Genomic DNA, 17935 nt, shown 5'->3' on the forward strand with positions numbered 1-17935 from the left:
AGCCCACGGCGCATCACAGGTCCCGCAAGCCGAGCTGGCGATCCTGGTCCGCCTCCACGATGATGCCCACCGCTTCGTCCACGTCGTCGGTGACCCGCACCAGGTCGAGGTCGACCGGGGAGATCTTGCCGGTCCCGACGAGGGTCTCGCGGATCCAGTCGAGCAGGCCGCTCCAGAACTCGGTGCCCATCAGGATGACCGGGAACGAAGTGACCTTGCGCGTCTGGACCAGCGTGAGGGCCTCGAAGAGCTCGTCCAGCGTGCCGAAGCCGCCGGGCAGTGCGACGAAGCCGCAGGCGTACTTCACGAACATGGTCTTGCGCACGAAGAAGTAGCGGAACTCGACGCCCAGATCGACGTAGTCGTTCAGCTTCTGCTCGAAGGGCAGCTCGATGCCGAGCCCTACCGAGACGCCGCCGGCCAGGCGCGCTCCCTTGTTGGCCGCCTCCATGCATCCGGGGCCGCCGCCGGTGATGACCGCGTATCCGGCCTCGGCCAGTGCCCTGCCGAGGCTCTCTCCCAGCGCGTAGTCAGGGCTGTCCGAAGGGGTACGGGCGGATCCGAAGACCGTGACGGCGGGGGGAAGCTCGGCGAGCTGCCCGAATCCCTCCACGAACTCGGCCTGGATGCGCAGCACCCGCCAGGGGTCCATGTGCAGCCACTCGGTCGATCCGCGCCGGTCGAGGAGCCGCTCGTCATAGGTGGAGTCGGGGAGGAACTTCCCGCGGAGGAGAGACGCGCCCTGCCTGCGTTCTTCGCGTGATGCTTTGCTCATGCCGATCACGCTAACCGCCCCGCGGGACCTCCAAAGCCGTACCGGATCGGGAGGTTTCGTACGGCCCTCAAAGAATCTTGAAAAATCTGTTTGGAGCAGCGGAACCGTTTCTTCGCGAGGCTGCGTCTAAGAGCCGAGGGTGCTGCTCGGGACTGAAAGTGGCTTTCCCCGCCAAATGGCCGGCGAGGAAAGCCACTTTCTTTTGTGCCGCCACCTGCCCGCCACATCAGGCCAGGTCAGAGCCTGGAGCGCCGAGCCAGGCCAGCATCCTGCGCTCGCAGTCGACGATCTTCTCCAGCGAGACGTACTCGCCCTGCTGGTGGGCCAGGTTCGGGTCGCCGGGGCCGTAGTTGACGGCGGGGATGCCGAGCCCGGAGAAGAGCGCGACGTCCGTCCAGCCGAGTTTGGCCCGCGGGGTGCCGCCGATCGCCTTGGCGAACGCCGCGGCCACGGGGTGGGTCAGCCCGGGGCGGGCGCCGGGGGCGCCGTCGGTGAACCGGACCTCGTACCCCTCGAAGACCTCGCGCACGTGGTCTCGCGCCTGGTCGAGCGAGCGGTCGGGCGCGAAGCGGTAGTTCACCGTGACCACGCACTCGTCGGGGATGACGTTGCCCGCCACGCCACCGGCGATGCCGACGGCGTTCAGCCCTTCGTGGTACGCGAGCCCGTCGACGACGGGCTCGCGGGCCTCGTAGGCGCTCAGCCGCGCGAGGACGGGCTCCACGCGGTGGATGGCGTTCACGCCGAACCACGAGCGGGCGCTGTGGGACCGCTTGCCGGTGGTGACGATCTCGGCGCGCAGGGTGCCCTGGCAGCCGCCCTCGATCTCGCCGCCGGTGGGCTCCATCAGCACGGCGAAGTCGCCGGCCAGCAGCTCGGGACGGGTGCGGCCCAGCCGCCCCAGCCCGTTGCGCGCGGCCTCGATCTCCTCGCAGTCGTAGAAGACGTACGTGACGTCCCTGCCGGGGCGCGGCACCCCGGCGGCCAGCTTCAGCGCCACGGCGACCCCGCTCTTCATGTCGGAGGTGCCGCAGCCGTACAGCAGGTCGCCCTGGACGCGCGAGGGCAGGTTGCCCGCGAGCGGCACGGTGTCGATGTGCCCGGCGACGACCACGCGCTCGGAGTGGCCTAGCTCGGTGCGCGCGACGACCGCCTCACCGTCGCGGACGACGGTGAGGTGCGGCAGAGGCCTCAGGGCCGCCTCGATCGCGTCGGCCAGGGCCTTCTCGTCGCCGCTGACCGACTCAACGTCGACGAGCACGGCCGTCAGTGCCCGTACGTCGCCGGCGAGGTCGAGCGGCGTCAGGTCAGGCATTGAGGCCGTGCTGGCGCAGCACGTCGTTCAGCTCGGCCTTGTCGTGGCGCTGACCGGCCTGGAGCCGCTTGAGCACCAGGACGCAGGGAAGCCCGAAGGTGCCGCCGGGGAACTCCTTGGCGCGCGTGCCGCCCACCGCGACGCACCAGTCGGGGATGTGGCCCCGGCTGAGCTGCTCGCCGGTCTCGACGTCGATGACGGGCATGGACGAGGTGAGGATCGTGCCGGCGCCGACCACGGCGCCCTTGCCGACCCGGGCGCCCTCGACGATCATCGAGCGGCTGCCGATCAGCGCCTCGTCCTCCACGACGACGGGAACGGCGTTCGGGGGCTCCAGGACGCCGCCGATGCCGACGCCGCCCGACAGGTGGACGTTCCTGCCGATCTGGGCGCACGAGCCGACCGTGGCCCAGGTGTCCACCATCGTGCCGCTGTCGACGTAGGCCCCGATGTTGGTGAAGGAGGGCATCAGCACGACGCCGGAGGCGAGGTATGACCCCCAGCGGGCGATGGCGCCCGGCACCACGCGCACGCCCTCCAGCGACGTCTTCAACGGGATGCGGTCGTTGTGGTGGAAGTCGCCCACCTGGCTCCTGACCATGCCGAGGACCCGGAAGCTGAGCAGGATGGCGCGCTTGGCACGCTCGTCGACGACCACCTCACCGGTGGAGTGGTCGATGAAGGCCACCCGGGCCTTGCCGGTGTCGAGCATGTCCACGGCACCGACGATCACGCCGCGCGCTTCCCCGTCGTCGGGGGAAAGGTCGGCACGGCGCTCCCACAGCTCATCCACGGTGGCAGGCAAGGGGCTTTCGAAGGTCTCGCTCATGCAAGTGGAGCTTAGTGCCGCGCGGGGACCTCGGCTGGGCCGGTAGGTTCTTGTTCGTGGCACGGCGATTCTCACGGACGGTCCTGACGATTACCGGCATCGTCGTCGTGCTCTGCGTAGCCATATTTTTCGGGGTTTATCACCTTATGAACCGAGCGAAGCCGTTCGCTCTGGGCGAGCACTGCCAGGTGAAGACCCCCGCGGGCACTCTCGACCTCGAAATCGAGCAGGCTCAGGTGGCCGCCACGATCGCCGCGGTCGCCACGCGCCGCAGACTGCCCGAGCGGGCCGTGGAGATCGCGTACGTCACCGCGATCCAGGAGTCCAAGCTGCTGAACCTCCCTTTCGGCGACCGTGACTCGGTGGGGGTGTTCCAGCAGCGCCCCTCGCAGGGCTGGGGCACCGTCAAGCAGCTCCAGGACCCCGTCTACGCGACCCATAAGTTCTTCTCGGCGCTGGTCAAGGTCAAGCGCTACCAGAAGCTCCCGCTGCACGAGGCGGCGCAGGCCGTGCAGCGGTCCGCCGACGGCTCGGCGTACGCCCAGCACGAGGAGGACGCCCAGATCCTCACCGACGCCTTCACCGGACGGGCGCCGAAGGCCGTCCACTGCTGGTACCCGCCTTCCGACAAGCCCGTCCCGGCACAGGCCGCCAAGGCGCGCAAGGAGCTGAGCAGGGCGCTGGGGGACACCACCAGCGACGGCAACCGGATCGACGCGCCGACGGAGCGCCGCGGCTGGCTGATCGCCGCCTGGTCGGTCGCCCACGCCCAGAAGTACGGCCTGCACCAGGTGAGCTACGCGGGCGTGGCGTGGAAGTCGATCGCCGGCCACGACGGCTGGCTGGCCGACGGCAGGTCATCGGCGAGCAAGGTCGAGATCGCCTGATCGAGGTCCCGGCGGCCAGATCGCGGTGCGGCGCTCTACAGCATGCGCTCGACGTTGATGGAGCCGGGCGAGAGCGGCTGCGCGTAGGCGGCGGTCCACGGCTGGCCCTGCACCCGGTTGAAGCTCAGCAGCCGCCCGTCGGCGGCCCGGTAGTCGGCGAAGTCGACCAGGCCTCGTTCGGGGTAACCGGTCGTGCCCTCGGAACGGAAGGCGGCGGTCCCCCGCTCGATCGGGAAGAACTCCACGCCTTCCATGATCAGCATGCTCTTGGCGGGGACCATGCCCTGGGTCGGGACGGGCGTCCAGAGGAAGACCTCGAGATGCGGCGGGTCCTCGGGGGTCGCCCCGTCGCGTTCCTGGACCGACAGCCACTGGTAGTGGCGGGCGCCCTCCTCGAGGAGGTACTCGGTCCACTGGTCGCCCTGCCACGACAGGTGCAGGGCGCCGATGACGCGCGACCGCGCGCCCTGACGGTCGATGGTGTCACCGACCTTGATCGTCCTTGGATCGAGGTAGTCGGGGTCGAGGACGACGGGACGGGCCAGCGCAGGGTGCGACGACATCGGCTCGGGTGGCGGCTCAGGGGGTCTGGGAGCCGGTCGAGCCCGTTTGTCGGGCCGGCGCGTGCCGAGGAAAGCGCCCAGCACGACGACGAAGATGGCTGCGCTCACTGCGAGCACGACCGCAACGGTCATGCCGCGGGATCCTACTGGAGGCGGAGCACCGCCGCATTGACCCGTTCGTCAGTTGCCGTCATGGCGATCCGGATATGTGCTGCACCGGCATGTCCGTAAAAATCACCTGGCGCGACCAGAATGCCCATTTCGGATAGCGACTGAACCTGCTCCCAGCATTTCCGATCATCGGTCGCCCACAGATAGAGACCCGCCGTCGAGTGCTCGACCCGCCACCCCGCCTTCTCGAGCGCGGGCCTCAGCAGGGCGCGCCGGGCGGCGTACAGCTCGCGTTGCGCGTCGGCGTGCTCGTCGTCGTCGAGGACCGCGGCCATGGCGGCCTGGACCGGCGCGGGCATGATCATGCCGGCGTGCTTGCGCACCTCCAGCAGCCGCCTGACGAGCACGGGATCGCCGGTGACGAACGCCGCACGATAGCCCGCGAGGTTGGACCGCTTGGACAGCGAGTGGACGGCGAGCAGGCCCTCGTGGGAGTCACCGCAGACATCGGGATGCAGGATCGAGATGGGCCTCTCCTCCCAGCCCAGCTCGATGTAGCACTCGTCGGAGGCCACCACCGCGCCGCGCTCGCGCGCCCAGGCGACCACCTTGCGCAGGTGCTCGGCGGGCAGCACGCGGCCGGTGGGGTTCGACGGGGAGTTCACCCAGACGAGCGGCACCCGCTCAGGGCCGACTCCGAGCAGGCCGTCGGTCGCGTAGGGCGCCGCTCCCGCGATGCGCGCGCCGACGTCGTAGGTCGGGTACGCCAGGGCGGGGATGACCACGCGGTCGCCCAAGCCCACGCCAAGGAGGGTGGGCAGCCAGGCGACCAGCTCTTTCGACCCGATGGTCGGCAGAACGGCGTCGGGGTCGACCGTGACATCGTGGCGGCGGGCGAGCCAGCCCGCGGCGGCGCGGCGAAGCCGTTCGGTGCCGTGGGTGAGGGGGTATCCAGGGCTGTCGGCCGCCGCCGCGAGCGCCTCCTGGGCCACGGCGGGCACCGGGTCGACGGGGGTGCCGACCGAGAGGTCGACGATGCCGCCCGGGTGCGCGAGCGCCCGCTCCTTGTAAGGCACCAGACGGTCCCACGGAAAGTCAGGCAGCCCGATCACCGAAATTACCCCCAGTCGAAAGTGATCAAGATTGCGATGTCCGGACATGCCTACCGGTACCGCGACCAGGCGGTCACGGTACCCGGCGGCACCTCGTGATCACGGGCGGACCGAAGATCAGTGCTCCTCGGCCTGCGGCGGGAGCACGGCCACGATCGGGTGGTCCTTGTTGATCTTGCCGACCTTGGACGCGCCGCCGGGCGAGCCCAACTCGTCGAAGAACTCCACGTTGGCCTTGTAGAAATCCTTCCACTGGTCGGGCGTGTCGTCTTCGTAGAAGATCGCCTCGACCGGGCAGACGGGCTCGCACGCGCCGCAGTCCACACACTCGTCTGGGTGGATGTAGAGCATGCGGTTGCCCTCGTAGATGCAATCGACGGGGCACTCTTCGATGCACGCCTTGTCCAGGACATCCACGCAAGGCTGCGCGATGACGTAGGTCACCTCGGGCTCCTTCTTCTCCGCGCCTTCGCACGACTCGACCGCGGGTTGCTAGACCTAGTATTGCCGTGCCGACCGCATGTCTGAAACGGGAGGGGGGCAATGCGCGTGACACCGCACTTCGGCGGAAGACTGCTCATCTCCATCTCCCCCTCCGATGTCGGCCGCAGGGTCACCGTTCGGCGCAGGGATCCCGAGGGGTTCCGCGACGCCGTGGGCGTCCTCGAGTCGTGGCGCGAAGGGTCGCTCAAGGTGCGCAAGCGCGACGGCACGCTGGTCGACATCCCCGAGGAGACGGTCGTCGCGGCCAAGGTCGTCCCCGAACGCTGACCTAGACGGTTTGAGGGGGTACGTCCTGACCGTTGCCTCAACGCTGCCCCAAACATCCGCGTGCCTCCTCGACGCGGCCGGCCGTTACGTTGAGTATTCGTCTCGTGACCTCACGTGCCGCAGCCGCAGTAGTGCTCCTCGCCACAGCCGTCGCGGGGTGCTCCTCCCCGACGACCACCGAGAAGAAGCTCCCTCCGGTCAACCCGAAGGCCGCGAGCCTCGCCGAAGGGTTCGGCACGATGGACCGGCTCGTCGAGGCCGCTAGGAAAGAGGGCTCGCTCAACCTCATCGGCATCCCTCGCCAATGGGTGAACTACGGCGCCATCATGGATCACTTCTCCGGCGAGTACGGATTGCGGATCAACGTGACCGAGCCGGGCGCGAGCAGCCAGCGCGAGATCGACGTGGCGAAGACCACGACGGCCGAGCAGGCTCCCGACGTGTTCGACCTCGGCATGGACGTCGCGATCGCCAACGCGCAGCGGTTCGCCCCCTACAAGGTGACCGCCTGGCAGGACATCCCCGACAACGTCAAGGACCTCAAGGGGCACTGGTACGCGGGGTACGGCGGTTACATGTCGATCGGGTACGACCCGCGTAAGGTGCCGGCGCCCACGAGCTTCTCCGACCTGCTCAAGCCCGGGTACGCCGTCGCGCTGCCGGGCGACCCGCTGCAGACCGCGGCCGCCTTCAACGGCGTCATGGCGGCGTCGCTCAAGGCCGGACGGCCGGAGGCCCAGCGGGGCCTCGAGTTCTTCAGCAAGCTCAAGAAGGGCGGCGGCTTCAGCCTGCCCTCCCGGGCCAACACCCTGGTCGACTGGGACTACGTGAACGCCGCCAAGGCCGCCCAGACCGCGGGGGACGCCAAGCCCGCCTGGAAGGTCGTGATCCCGTCCAACGCGACGCTCGCGTCGTACTACGTGCAGGCGATCAACAAGAGGGCGCCCCATCCCGCCGCCGCCAGGCTCTGGCAGGAGTTCCTCTACAGCGACGAGGTCCAGAACCTCTTCCTCAAGGGCTTCGCCCGCCCGGCGCGCATGGAGGCGCTCGACATGAAGGGCAAGCTGGACAAGCAGGCCGCGGCCAAGCTGCCTCTGGTGTCCGGCAATCCCGTCCTGCTCACGATCCCCCAGGCGGACGAGGCCAAGACCTATCTCAGGGCCAACTGGGCCCGCACCATGGGCTGAGCCGCTCCTCCCGCACCGCTGGAACGCGCCGATTTCTCCGAAGATCCCGCCGGGTGATTCCCCGAACGCGTGAGGCCTGGACGGTTGGTTGCTCCATAGCGGGGCCAAAGCGAGCAAGAGCGAAGCTATCGGACAGATGTGTTGCAAGGACATTGAGGCTCTAAAGTGTCTGTACTTACGGACACGGGAAGCGATGTCTGAGAATGCGAGCTGATGGCCTTGCGATACGACACGCCGAGCTTGATGCGGTGGAACGCTCGCGCCTATGACAGCTCGTTCGGCTACGTCTCGGCGCACGGCGAACCGCTGATCGACCTGCTGGACCCCCGGCCCGGTGAGCGCATCTTCGACCTCGGATGCGGCACCGGAGTGCTCACCGCCGACATCGCCGCCAGGGGCACCACCGTCCTCGGCATGGACGGCTCCGCCGCGATGATCGAGGTGGCGGTCGCCCACCACCCCGGCCTGGACTTCATGATCGGTGACGGTGCCAACTTCCGCGTCGGCGAGCCGTACGACGCGGTGTTCTCCAACGCGGCGCTGCACTGGATGGGCCGCGACCCGGACGCGGTGATCCACTGCGTGCGCACGGCGCTCACCCCCGGCGGGCGGTTCGTGGCCGAGATGGGCGGCGCAGGCAACTGCGCCGCGCTCACCTCGGCCATGCTCACCGCGTGGCGCGAGTACGGGCTGCCCGAACCGGAGCTGCCGTGGTACTTCCCTTCCCCCGCCGAGTACGCCCTCCGGCTGGAGAAGGGCGGGTTCACCGTGCGGCTGCTCGAATACTTCGACCGGCCGACACCGCTCGACGAATGCCCCAACGGCGCCGCCGACTGGGTCCGGATGTTCGCGGGCTCCCTTCTCGACGGAGTGCCGCCCGCCACCGTGGAACCCCTGCTCAGACGGGTCAACGAGCTCGCGGCGCCCGCTTTGCGCCGGGAATCGGGCTGGGTGGCCGACTACGTGAGGCTTCGATTCGCCGCTGTGCGGGCCTAACCGCCGCCTACGATCGAGCGATTTGCCACACTATGGTCTGGTCAACGGAATCACCGGAGAGGAAACGGGATGAACTTCTGCCTGAGTGATCTCGTCCCTCCGCTTCGCTGGAGTGACGCCACCGGATTCGCGCAGCTCCGCGACGTGCCAGGCCTTCCGGACGCCTGGTGGCGGGCCGTCCCCGTCAGCCGGGTGTTCGTCGTGCTCGGCCCGGAGGCGCTCGGTGAGCTGCTGACCGAGCTCGCGATGGAACACTGGCCGGCCGCCGCCGTGGGCGACATCCTGCCCGCGCTGCACGTGATGGACCCCGACGAGGCCGATGAGCCGCAGGTCTCCATCGCGCTCGACCGCGTGGGCTCCTGGTTCGGCCTGCTGTCGCTGACCGGGCGCGAGCTCACCGACCAGCCCTTCATCCGTGCCAGGCCCATCCTGACCGCGCTCTTCACGGCGGTCTTCGTACGGCTCGCGCCCTCCGGCGACCAGTCGGGCGACCACGCCGCGCGATCGGCCGCCAAGTCCCAAGGTCGCGCCTCGAAGCAGGCGGCCGCCGCCGAGGCGGCGCCGGCCGAGACCCGCGACGCGGTCCAGGAGACGCCGCTCCGGGCCGCACGGGCCGGGGAGTCGCCGGTCTCGGCCGGGAAGGCCCCTGAGACGTCCGTACGGGTTTCCAAGACGCCCGCGAAGGCCGGGGACCGCTCCCCCACCGGATCTTCGCCCGAGGCGGCCCCGCTGCCCGTGCGGCGCGTCCCGAAAGCGGAACCGCTTCCCGTACGGTCACCGTCCCGGCTTCCGAAGCGGCAGAAGGCGTCGATCGACCCCGGTGACCCCCTCGGCCTGGCCGCTGCCCGCTTGGCGGAGGCGGCCCTGCGGCAGCCGGCGTCCCGCGACCTGCCGGCCGACGGTTCCCCGGTGGGCGCCCCGGGTGCCCGCACGTCGATGTTCACCCCGCCCCCACGCGCGGAGCGGCCCTTCCCGGCCCCCGACGCCCCCTCCTTCGGAACCGACGGCCAGGGATTCTCCGCCGCTCCCCGTCCGTTCGTCCCCGAGCCCGAGCCGTTCGATCCGGCCCCGCTCGGCCTCGGCGCGTACGGCAAAGACCTGCGGCCGTTCCCGTCCGAACCGCCGGAGCCGTCGGGACCTTCCGAACCTCTGGACGGCCCGCAGGCACGCGAAGGCGGGGAAGACCGTGAGCACGAGGACCCCCCAGCGTCCGAAGGCGCGGACACCCCCCAGGGCATCAGCGCCGACGACCTGGGCACCGGGCGCACCGAAAGGGACGACATCCCCGCGCTGATCGACTCGGCGTTCGCGGACCTGGACGACAAGACCTGGGCGGTCGCGCAGAACCACGTCTTCACCGACTCGCCCGCCGCTCCCGAGGAGCTCGCGAAGCTGTTCGCCGTGTCCCCGGAGGACATCCTCGCCCTGGAGGAGGAGCTGCGCACCCGGCTCGCCGGCTGGCTGGACGGCGCGGACGCCGCCCCCTACACCCAGCACCTGGAGAAACTTCCCGGCACCCTCGGCGTCGCCGCGCCGAAGTCACGCCTGATCGGCGCCGCCGAGTGGCACACCAGGGAGCTGCGCTCCCTCGACGTCCCTGCCTGGCAGTTCGTGCTGGCCACGCTGCCCGGCTACACGGTCCAGGACGACTGGCTGGTCTCCGGCGACATCGCCGAGCTGCGCGAGCAGACCTGTGCCCTGATCCTCAACGCCGAGCGCCCGCCGACGGTGGCGCGTGCCCTCGAACTGGTCTCGACCCTGGGCATCCATCCCGAGATCGCCAAGGAGTGGCTGGAGAACGTCCCGCAACTTCGGATTCAGAGCACCAAAAAGGGGAGTACGTCCGGCCAAGATGACCAAGCAGACGGGCCGAGCGATCCCGAGGGACCCCAGTCGGCGCCGACAGGTCAGCTGAAGGACGTCTCGATGACCCGCAGGTGCTTCCGGCACCCCGACGGCCTCTGGTGGCTCAGGGTCGACGTCCTCCCCGACCAGCTCACCGGCGGAGAGTGCCCGCTGCCGAGCGGGTTCGCGTCCTACCTCGGGATGACGCCCGGCGACAGCCACACGGTCGAGACCACCGCCGGCGAGGTCATACTGACCTGGCAGGCCCGCCCCGTCATCGACTCGCTTGGACCGCTGCTCAACGAGTTGGGCGCCCAACCCGGGGCCCACCTGTTCCTCACGGTCGCCGAGGAGGACAAGGTGCTCCGCACCAGGCTGGTGCCCGCGTCACCGGCCGACCTCGACAAGACCACGCTGGCCCTGCGGCTGTCCGGCCACACCGCCAAGGGCAAGCCCGAGTCGCTCGAAGAGACGATCAGGGTGCTGGCGACCCGCATCGGCATGACCGGCCCGGTGGGGCTGCCCGATCTGATGAACCGGCTGCGCGAACGCGGGGACCGCGACCTGCTGTCCCTGATGGTCTGACGGGAGCCGCGGTGCCCCGGCTCGCGATCGCCCCTGAGGTCCCCCGGGATCTCGGCGCACTGGCCCAGCCGGTGCGCCGGGACGCCGTGATCGCCATGCGCCGGTTCCTGCAGAGCACCACCTCCGCGCCCCACCCCGAGAGGGTGCGCAACACGCGCGATCCCCGCGTGGCCACCCTCCGGCTCGCCGACCGCCACCGCGGAGTGGTCGTACGGCAGCGCGACGTCTTCTGGATGCTCACCGTGCTCCCGGACGCCGAGGCGTGGTCGTACGCCCAGCGGCACCGCTTCGCCGTCAACGCCGCCATCGGGGTCGCCGAGATCTGGGACGCCCAGGGCCTGGAGCGGGTGGAGCCCGCACTGCGCCGATCCGCCGACTCCACCGACTGGCGGCTCTTCGCGCACGTCTGCGACACCGACCTGCTCGGGCTCGGAATCGACGCCCAACTGCTGCCGCTGGTGCGCCTGATCACCACCGACGCCAACCTCGACGCCCTGGAACCGCTGCTCCCTGAGACCCAGTTCGCCCCGCTGTCCGTCCTCGGCCAGGGTGGCTCGGTGGCGGAGGCGTGGCGGGCGCTGGACACCTACGTGGCCGTCCCCGCGACGGCGGTCGACCTCACGGATCTGGTCGCCGCACTCGAGCGCACGCCCGACCGCGCGGCGTTCGTGCCCAACCCGAGCGTGCTCGACCGGGTGCTCGACGCCCCCCACTGGTGCACCTTCCTCTACCCCACCCAGCATCGCCTCGCCCGCCAGGACGGTTACGACGGGCCGGTCCTGGTCACCGGTGGCGCGGGCACCGGCAAGACGCTGGTGGCCCTCCACCGCGCCGCCCACCTCGCCGAGACGGGTGCCGGCCGGATCCTGCTGGTGACCTTCTCCCAGGGCGTGGCCACCGACGCGGCGGCCAAGCTCGACCTGCTCGTGGACGACGAGGAGGTGCGCGCGCGTATAGAGGTCGGCAACGTGGAGCGCCTGGCCCACCGCATCGTGGCCGAGGCCGAGGGCCGGGCCCCCCTCCTGGTCGGCCGGCCGGACCTGGCCGCCCTGTGGCAGGAGGCCTCGGAGATCTCCGGCGACCTGCACAGCCCGGCGTTCCTGCTGCGCGAGTGGGAGCAGGTGATCCTCGCGCAGAACCTGTGCACCGTACAGGAGTATCTCGCCGTGGACCGTCCAGGCCGGAGCGTGACGCTCGGCTACGAGGAGCGCACGGCGGTCTGGAAGGCCATCGAGCATGTGACCGGGCGGTTGCGCGAGTCGGGCAGGCGTACGCTGCTGCAGCTCGCCTCCGAGGCCTCCACCCTGCTGGGCCGCTCCACGGGCGACCTGCTCGGCGCCGACGGGCCCGGGCACGAGCCGTACCGGCACATCGTGGTGGACGAGGCCCAGGACCTGCACCCGGCGCAGTGGCGGCTGCTCCGGGCGGCCGTGCCGCACGGGCCCGATGACCTCTTCATCGTCGGCGACCCCCACCAGCGGGTCTTCGACACACGTGTCGCGCTCAGCTCGCTCGGCATCAAGGCCGAGACCCACCGCCTGACCGTCTCCCACCGCCTGCCGCAGGAGATCCTCACGTGGGGGGTACGGCTGCGGGGCGGAGGTCCCGCGGACGGCCTGGTCGAGGGCATCACCGAGCTGGTCGGCTTCCGCGCCACGCACCCGGGCGCCCGTCCGGCCGTACGCGAGTACACCTCGCACGAGGCGGAGCTCGCCGGTCTGGTGACCCATGTCAAGGAGTGGCTCGGCGACGGAGTGCCGCCGGAGGAGATCGCCGTCGCGGCCCGTACAGGGGAACTGGTCAGGAGCGCCAAGGCGGCGCTCATCGAGGCCGAGCCGGCCGTGCGGGTCTCCACGCTCCACGGCTTGAAGGGCCTGGAGTTCCGCAGGGTCGCCCTCATCGGCGTGGCCGACGGGATCGTGCCGTCGGCCGACGCGCTCACCCCGGCCACCGAAGACCCCACGGCGCGAGCCCATGACCTGCAGCGGGAGCGAGGACTGCTCTACATGGCCTGTATGCGGGCCTCCGAGCGGCTTTACGTGTCCTACTCCGGCCGGGCAAGTCCCTTTCTGCCACCATGACCCAATAACCTGAACTGCGGATAAGACCGAGTCTCATCCCGAACCAAGCCCCATGCCGGTTGGACCCCCATGAATCTGAGCCTTAGCGACATCGTGCCTCCCCTGCGCTGGACCGCCCCCAGCCAGGTCGAGCCGATCGCGAGCGACACCCGTCTCCCGGACGCGTGGTGGCAGGCGCTCCCTCTCGACCGCGCCTGCCTGATCGTCGGGACCGCTCAGGTGGCCGCGCGGCTCACCGACCTCGCCATGGCCTGTTGGGGGCACCTACCGCTCGGCGACATCCTCCCCTTGATCCGGATGACCGATCCGAATCGGAGCCTGCGCACGCCGGACATCCGTGAGTCCGTGCACACGCTGTTCACCGAGACGATCTCCCGGCTGCTGGCCTCCGAGGCGCAGGCCGCCCAGGAGGCCGCGGCCGCGCCCGTCCAGCCCGCCAAGCCCGACCGTCCGATCCCCGAGCTCATCGACGACATCTTCGCCGCGCTCGACGACCGGCAGCGGGCCATCGCCAAGGACCGGGTCTACGCCGAGCGCAGGGTGACGCTCGACGAGCTGGCGCAGCGGTTCTCCGTCACCCGCGAGCGCATCCGGCAGATCGAGCGCGACCTGCGCGACCATGTCCAGACCCGGCTCGCGACCCCGGAGACCACCCCGCTGACCGCCCACCTCGCGTGGCTACGGGGGCGGCTGGGCTCGGCCGTGCCCGCGGACGACCTGGCGGCCGCGGTGCCCTGGCACCGCACGGAGCTCACCACGCTGGGCGTGCCGACGTGGCGGTTCATCCGCACCCTGCTGACCGGCTACGACCAGGTAGAGGGCTGGCTGGTCGCCGGGGGCGCCGACGAACTCAAGGAGAAGACCCGTCAGCTCTTCACCGACGGGCCGGTGAAGCTGCCCGAGGCGGTCACGATGGTGGCCCAGCTCGGCGTGCGGGAGGACGTCGCCGAGCGCTGGCTCGCCTCCGTCCCGCACCTGCGCATCCTGGAGGGACACGTCGTCCCGTGGCCGCGCAGCGTCAACGAGAAGGCCGAGGCCGTGCTGGCCGTCGCCGAGGCGCCGCTCAGCCCCGAGGAGATCCAGAACCGCATCGGCGAGGACTACAGCCTCGTCGGCATCCGCAACCAGCTGACCGCGGACGCCCGCTTCCTGCGGGTCGACAGGAACAGGTACGGGCTGTCGCGCTGGGGCGGCGAGGAGTACATCGGCATCCGCGAGATGATCGTGCGCGAGATCGAGCGCGCGGGCGGCGAGGCCTCGGTGAACACCATCGTCGCCAACCTGACCACGCGCTACGAGGTCAGCGAGAGCTCGGTGCGCGCCTACGCCGGCGGGCCGGGGTTCGAGCGCACCCAGCGGGGGTGGATCCGCGTCGCCGCTCCCGAGCAGGCCGAGGCCTACCAGCCGCGCCGCGACGTGTCGATGACCCGCCGGTCCTTCCGCAGCAGGGACGGGCGCTGGTGGCACCGCGTCGACGTCAACGCCGAGCACCTGCGGGGGTCGGGATCCCCGCTGCCGACCGGCTTCGCGGCGCATCTCGGCATGGCGCCGGGCGGTCAGCTGACCACCTCGACCCCCTCGGGCGACGTCGTGATCAGCTGGCACAACCAGCCGACGATGGGTTCGATCAGGCCCGTGCTGGCCGACTACAACGCGAGCGAGGGCGACTCGATCTTCCTGACCGTCTCGGACGGCGGCGAGTTGCTGACCCGCTACCTGCCGCAGGCCGCCCAGGGGCTGCCCCCGATCAACATGGCGCTGCACCTCATCGGGTACACCGCGCCGGTCGCCTCGGAGGCGGAGGCGCTGCGCCTGATCGGCGCCCGTATCGGCCTGCCGGACGGCGCCTCACGCGAGGAGGTCCTCACCCGCCTCCGCGAGCGCGGCGACCGGGACATCCTCGCCTTCCTCGACCCAGAGGTCGCGTGACCGGCACGCTGTCCCGGAGATCCGGACAGCTCCTCATGCATGACCTAAGCTCGTTTGCATGTTGCGGCTGTATGACACCAGGTCCAGACAGCTCGAACCGATCGTGCCGGCGAACGCGCGCGTCCTGCGCATGTACACCTGCGGGCCGACCGTCTACAGGTACGCCCACGTGGGCAACCTCAGGTCGTACCTCCTGTCCGACCTGATCCGGCGGGTGCTGGAGCAGCACCGCGTGCGGTCGGTGGTCTGCCAGAACATCACCGACGTGGGTCACCTGGTCGACGACGAGGAGATCGACCCCACTGGTGAGGACAAGGTCCTCCAGCAGGCCCGCCGCGAGGGGCGTTCGGCCCTGGAGATCGCCCGCTTCTACGAGGACGCCTTCCGCCGCGACACCTCCGCACTCAACATGCGCACTCCCGAGCACACCCCGCGGGCGACCGAGACGATCGGCCTGATGATCGACCTGATCACCAAGCTGATCGAGATGGGCCACGCCTATGCCGTGGACGACGGCTCGGTCTTCTTCGACGCGCGGAGCTTCCCGACGTACGGCGAGATCTCCGGCAATCGGCTGGACGCGCTGAAACCCGGCCACCGGGTCGAGGGCGTCGACCCTCGAAAGCGCTTCCACGCCGACTGGGCCCTGTGGAAGGGCTCCGACCGCGAGATGACCTGGGAAACCCCTTGGGGCCGAGGGTTCCCCGGCTGGCACATCGAGTGCTCGGCCATGTCCCTGCGCTTCCTCGGCGAGCACATCGACATCCACACCGGCGGCAAGGACCTGCGTTTCCCCCACCACGAGGACGAGCGCGCCCAGTCCAACGCCTCGGTGGGCCACGACGTCGTCAAGCACTGGGTCCACGGCGAGCACGTTCTCTTCGACGGCCGCAAGATGGCCAAGTCCACCGGCAACGTGGTGCTCCTCTCCGACGTCGAGGCCGCCGGGCTCGACCCCCTCGCGGTGCGGCTGGCGTTCCTCGAACACCGCTACCGGCAGCAGCTGAACCTCACCTGGGACACCCTGCACGCGGCCGACCGCACCCTTCGCCGGTGGCGGCAGCGCGTCGCCGAGTGGGCCGAGTCCCCCAGCGAGCCGATCGCCGCCGCCTACGCCGACCGTGTCCAGACCGCCTTCGACGACGATCTCGACACCCCCACCGCCCTTCGAGTCCTGCGCGAGCTTGAGCGCGACGAGACGGTGTCCCCGGGCTCGCGCCTGGAGACGTTCCTCCACCTCGACCATGTGCTGGGCCTCGACCTGGCGGTCGACATCGGCAAGCCTCCTGTCGTCCCGGTCCTGCCTCCGGGCGCCGCCGAGCTGCTGGAGGCCCGCGCCCAGGCGCGCGCGGCCACGGACTGGGCCGCCTCCGACCGCCTCCGCGACGAGCTGGCCTCCCTGGGGGTCAAGGTCATCGACACCGCCGAGGGCCAGACCTGGTCCTGACGCCAATGGTCCTCGCCTCCGCACCTTGAGCTCGGGTCACTCTTCCCGGAAGGCCACATGCGCCGCACCGGCTGATCGTTCCGGTCGTCCACACACGATCCGGGTGAGGGGGTTATCCGGCAGGCATGAACCCTGTGGAGTAGCTCGGCAAGACAGGCATGAACCCTGCGGAGTAACTCGGCCAGAAGGCGCCCCGACTCACCCACCCACCCGCCGTACAACGGCGCCGGCATCGCCGTACCTCGCCTCGCCGACCCGGCGCCGGGTACAGATCACCACGGCGGTGGGATGATCGCGCTCCGACGAGTGCGAGTGGGGACGGCACCAGGCTCTGCAACCAGCTCCCGGCTCTCGACCAGCTCAGTTGGGCCCGCCACCAGCGCCGGTACCGCGGAGAGGGGGGTCGGTACCGATGTGCAGCGGGATGGGGGACTCGACACCTCTGTGCGGTGCTCCGGGGAACTCGGCGCCGATGCGGCGGGAGGCTGCGCGGTGAGCTCGGCGCCGGCGTGCGGCGAGCAACTCGGGGTGGGCGGGTGAGTCGGGGCCCATTCTCACCGACCACTCCTCCGATCCTGCTCGCTGATGAGCAGGACCAACCACAGCGCCGATGCGCGGCGAGCAACCCGGGGTGGGCGGGTGAGTCGGGGCCCATTCTGGCCGACCACTCCTCCGATCCTGCTCGCTGATGAGCAGGACCAACCACCAGCGCCAATGCGCGGCGAGCAACCCGGGGTGGGTGGGTGAGTCGGGGCCCATTCTCGCCGACCACTCCATAGGTTCATGCTCGCGGTGTGCGGCGAGCAACCCGTTCGTCGCCACTACAGTGCTCTGGCATGACTGCTGATATGTCCTTCTTGGGTGACACTCGTGCCGGGTACGACGCCATCGCGGCCGACTACCTCGAGTTGGTCAGGGACGAGCTGGCCCGCAGGCCGCTGGAACGGGCGATGCTCGCGGCGTTCGCGGACACCGTGCGGGACGAGAAGGTCGCCGATGGGCTGGTGGCCGAAATCGGTTGCGGGCCTGGGCGCATCACCGCGCACCTGCACGGGCTGGGGGTGAACATCTTCGGCATCGACCTGTCGCCGCAAATGCTGGCGCTGGCGCGGAAGGCGCACCCTGGTCTGCGGTTCGAGGAGGGCTCGATGACGGCCCTCGACCTGCCGACCGGCGGGCTCGCCGGGCTCGTCGCGTGGTACTCGCTGATCCACATCCCGCCGGACCACCGGCCGGGCGTGCTCGCGGAGTTCTACCGGGTGCTCGCGCCCGGTGGCCGCCTGCTGCTTGGCTTCCAGGTCGGCGATCGGCCCCGCGTCTACACAGAGGCGTTCGGCCACACCGTCTCGCTCGTCTTCCACCGGTTGTCCATGGACGGCACCGCGGACCTGCTGCGGGAGGCCGGGTTCGAGGTGACCACCCGGGTGCTCCGCGAACCCGAGGACAGCGAGGAGGCACAGCAGGGCTGTCTGCTGGCCAGGAAGCCCGCCCTATCCACCTGA

General features: G+C 70.3%; 15 protein-coding genes. 9 read left to right on the forward strand and 6 right to left on the reverse strand.

Translation table 11 applies throughout. The annotated features are described in order from the left end of the window. Positions 1–13 precede the first annotated feature (13 nt). From ABD810_RS24310 to ABD810_RS24320, 3 genes are all read right to left on the reverse strand, one after another. Complete coding sequence (locus ABD810_RS24310) at positions 14–775, reverse strand: LOG family protein (protein ID WP_344944710.1); 762 nt, start codon at positions 773–775, stop codon at positions 14–16. A gap of 226 nt (positions 776–1001) precedes the next feature. Beyond that, the gene (gene dapE / locus ABD810_RS24315) at positions 1002–2090 is read right to left on the reverse strand and encodes a succinyl-diaminopimelate desuccinylase (protein WP_344944713.1); all 1089 of its coding nucleotides are present in this window, start codon (positions 2088–2090) and stop codon (positions 1002–1004) included. Beyond that, positions 2083–2919, reverse strand: coding sequence for a 2,3,4,5-tetrahydropyridine-2,6-dicarboxylate N-succinyltransferase (locus ABD810_RS24320; protein WP_344944716.1), 837 nt, complete (start codon positions 2917–2919; stop codon positions 2083–2085). Before ABD810_RS24320 ends, dapE begins: the two co-directional genes overlap by 8 nt. A gap of 146 nt (positions 2920–3065) precedes the next feature. Between ABD810_RS24320 and ABD810_RS24325 the strand changes: the two genes are divergently transcribed. Then, the gene (locus ABD810_RS24325; protein ID WP_344944718.1) at positions 3066–3806 is read left to right on the forward strand and encodes a hypothetical protein; all 741 of its coding nucleotides are present in this window, start codon (positions 3066–3068) and stop codon (positions 3804–3806) included. Between the two features lie 35 nt (positions 3807–3841). Here the strand turns inward: ABD810_RS24325 and ABD810_RS24330 are convergent, their stop codons facing one another. The 3 genes from ABD810_RS24330 to fdxA form a co-directional block, all read right to left on the reverse strand. Continuing rightward, positions 3842–4501: a DUF4178 domain-containing protein gene (locus ABD810_RS24330; protein WP_344944722.1), complete on the reverse strand. Its 660-nt coding sequence runs from the start codon at positions 4499–4501 to the stop codon at positions 3842–3844. 11 nt (positions 4502–4512) lie between these two features. After that, positions 4513–5592, reverse strand: coding sequence for a succinyldiaminopimelate transaminase (gene dapC / locus ABD810_RS24335; RefSeq protein WP_344944725.1), 1080 nt, complete (start codon positions 5590–5592; stop codon positions 4513–4515). A gap of 117 nt (positions 5593–5709) precedes the next feature. Continuing rightward, entirely contained in the window at positions 5710–6036 is a 327-nt protein-coding gene (fdxA, locus tag ABD810_RS24340) for a ferredoxin (RefSeq protein WP_344944728.1), read from the reverse strand. A gap of 99 nt (positions 6037–6135) precedes the next feature. On the opposite strand from fdxA, the gene ABD810_RS24345 reads away from it, so the two are divergent. The 8 genes from ABD810_RS24345 (at position 6136) to ABD810_RS24380 (ending at position 17935) form a co-directional block, all read left to right on the forward strand. After that, the gene (locus ABD810_RS24345) at positions 6136–6363 is read left to right on the forward strand and encodes a putative acetyltransferase (RefSeq protein WP_344944731.1); all 228 of its coding nucleotides are present in this window, start codon (positions 6136–6138) and stop codon (positions 6361–6363) included. 104 nt (positions 6364–6467) lie between these two features. Continuing rightward, positions 6468–7550 (forward strand): ABC transporter substrate-binding protein, encoded by a 1083-nt coding sequence (locus ABD810_RS24350; RefSeq protein ID WP_344944734.1) that lies wholly within the window; start codon positions 6468–6470, stop codon positions 7548–7550. Between the two features lie 213 nt (positions 7551–7763). Further along, positions 7764–8546: a class I SAM-dependent methyltransferase gene (locus tag ABD810_RS24355; RefSeq protein WP_344944737.1), complete on the forward strand. Its 783-nt coding sequence runs from the start codon at positions 7764–7766 to the stop codon at positions 8544–8546. Between the two features lie 69 nt (positions 8547–8615). Continuing rightward, positions 8616–10976 carry a hypothetical protein gene (locus tag ABD810_RS24360; RefSeq protein ID WP_344944740.1) on the forward strand — a complete coding sequence of 787 codons (2361 nt, stop codon included), beginning with the start codon at positions 8616–8618 and terminating at the stop codon, positions 10974–10976. Between the two features lie 11 nt (positions 10977–10987). Continuing rightward, entirely contained in the window at positions 10988–13057 is a 2070-nt protein-coding gene (locus ABD810_RS24365) for a UvrD-helicase domain-containing protein (RefSeq protein ID WP_344944743.1), read from the forward strand. Positions 13058–13126: 69 nt separating this feature from the next. Beyond that, on the forward strand, positions 13127–14986 hold the full coding sequence (locus ABD810_RS24370) for a sigma factor-like helix-turn-helix DNA-binding protein (protein ID WP_344944746.1): 1860 nt from the start codon (positions 13127–13129) through the stop codon (positions 14984–14986). Positions 14987–15044: 58 nt separating this feature from the next. Then, a complete protein-coding gene (cysS, locus tag ABD810_RS24375) occupies positions 15045–16433 on the forward strand; it encodes a cysteine--tRNA ligase (protein ID WP_344944749.1) in 1389 nt (462 codons plus the stop codon). An 848-nt stretch (positions 16434–17281) separates the two neighbouring features. Continuing rightward, positions 17282–17935 (forward strand): class I SAM-dependent methyltransferase, encoded by a 654-nt coding sequence (locus tag ABD810_RS24380; protein WP_344944816.1) that lies wholly within the window; start codon positions 17282–17284, stop codon positions 17933–17935.

Source organism: Sphaerisporangium flaviroseum (assembly GCF_039537005.1).
Taxonomy (GTDB): Bacteria; Actinomycetota; Actinomycetes; order Streptosporangiales; family Streptosporangiaceae; genus Sphaerisporangium; species Sphaerisporangium flaviroseum.

Coding starts and splice junctions, on each gene's coding strand:
- ABD810_RS24310 (WP_344944710.1), bottom strand. CDS start 775: ATGAGCAAAGCATCACGCGAAGAACGCAGGCAGGGCGCGTCTCTCCTC.
- dapE (WP_344944713.1), bottom strand. CDS start 2,090: ATGCCTGACCTGACGCCGCTCGACCTCGCCGGCGACGTACGGGCACTG.
- ABD810_RS24320 (WP_344944716.1), bottom strand. CDS start 2,919: ATGAGCGAGACCTTCGAAAGCCCCTTGCCTGCCACCGTGGATGAGCTG.
- ABD810_RS24325 (WP_344944718.1), top strand. CDS start 3,066: ATGAACCGAGCGAAGCCGTTCGCTCTGGGCGAGCACTGCCAGGTGAAG.
- ABD810_RS24330 (WP_344944722.1), bottom strand. CDS start 4,501: ATGACCGTTGCGGTCGTGCTCGCAGTGAGCGCAGCCATCTTCGTCGTC.
- ABD810_RS24345 (WP_344944731.1), top strand. CDS start 6,136: ATGCGCGTGACACCGCACTTCGGCGGAAGACTGCTCATCTCCATCTCC.
- ABD810_RS24355 (WP_344944737.1), top strand. CDS start 7,764: ATGGCCTTGCGATACGACACGCCGAGCTTGATGCGGTGGAACGCTCGC.
- ABD810_RS24360 (WP_344944740.1), top strand. CDS start 8,616: ATGAACTTCTGCCTGAGTGATCTCGTCCCTCCGCTTCGCTGGAGTGAC.
- ABD810_RS24370 (WP_344944746.1), top strand. CDS start 13,127: ATGAATCTGAGCCTTAGCGACATCGTGCCTCCCCTGCGCTGGACCGCC.
- cysS (WP_344944749.1), top strand. CDS start 15,045: ATGTTGCGGCTGTATGACACCAGGTCCAGACAGCTCGAACCGATCGTG.
- ABD810_RS24380 (WP_344944816.1), top strand. CDS start 17,282: ATGTCCTTCTTGGGTGACACTCGTGCCGGGTACGACGCCATCGCGGCC.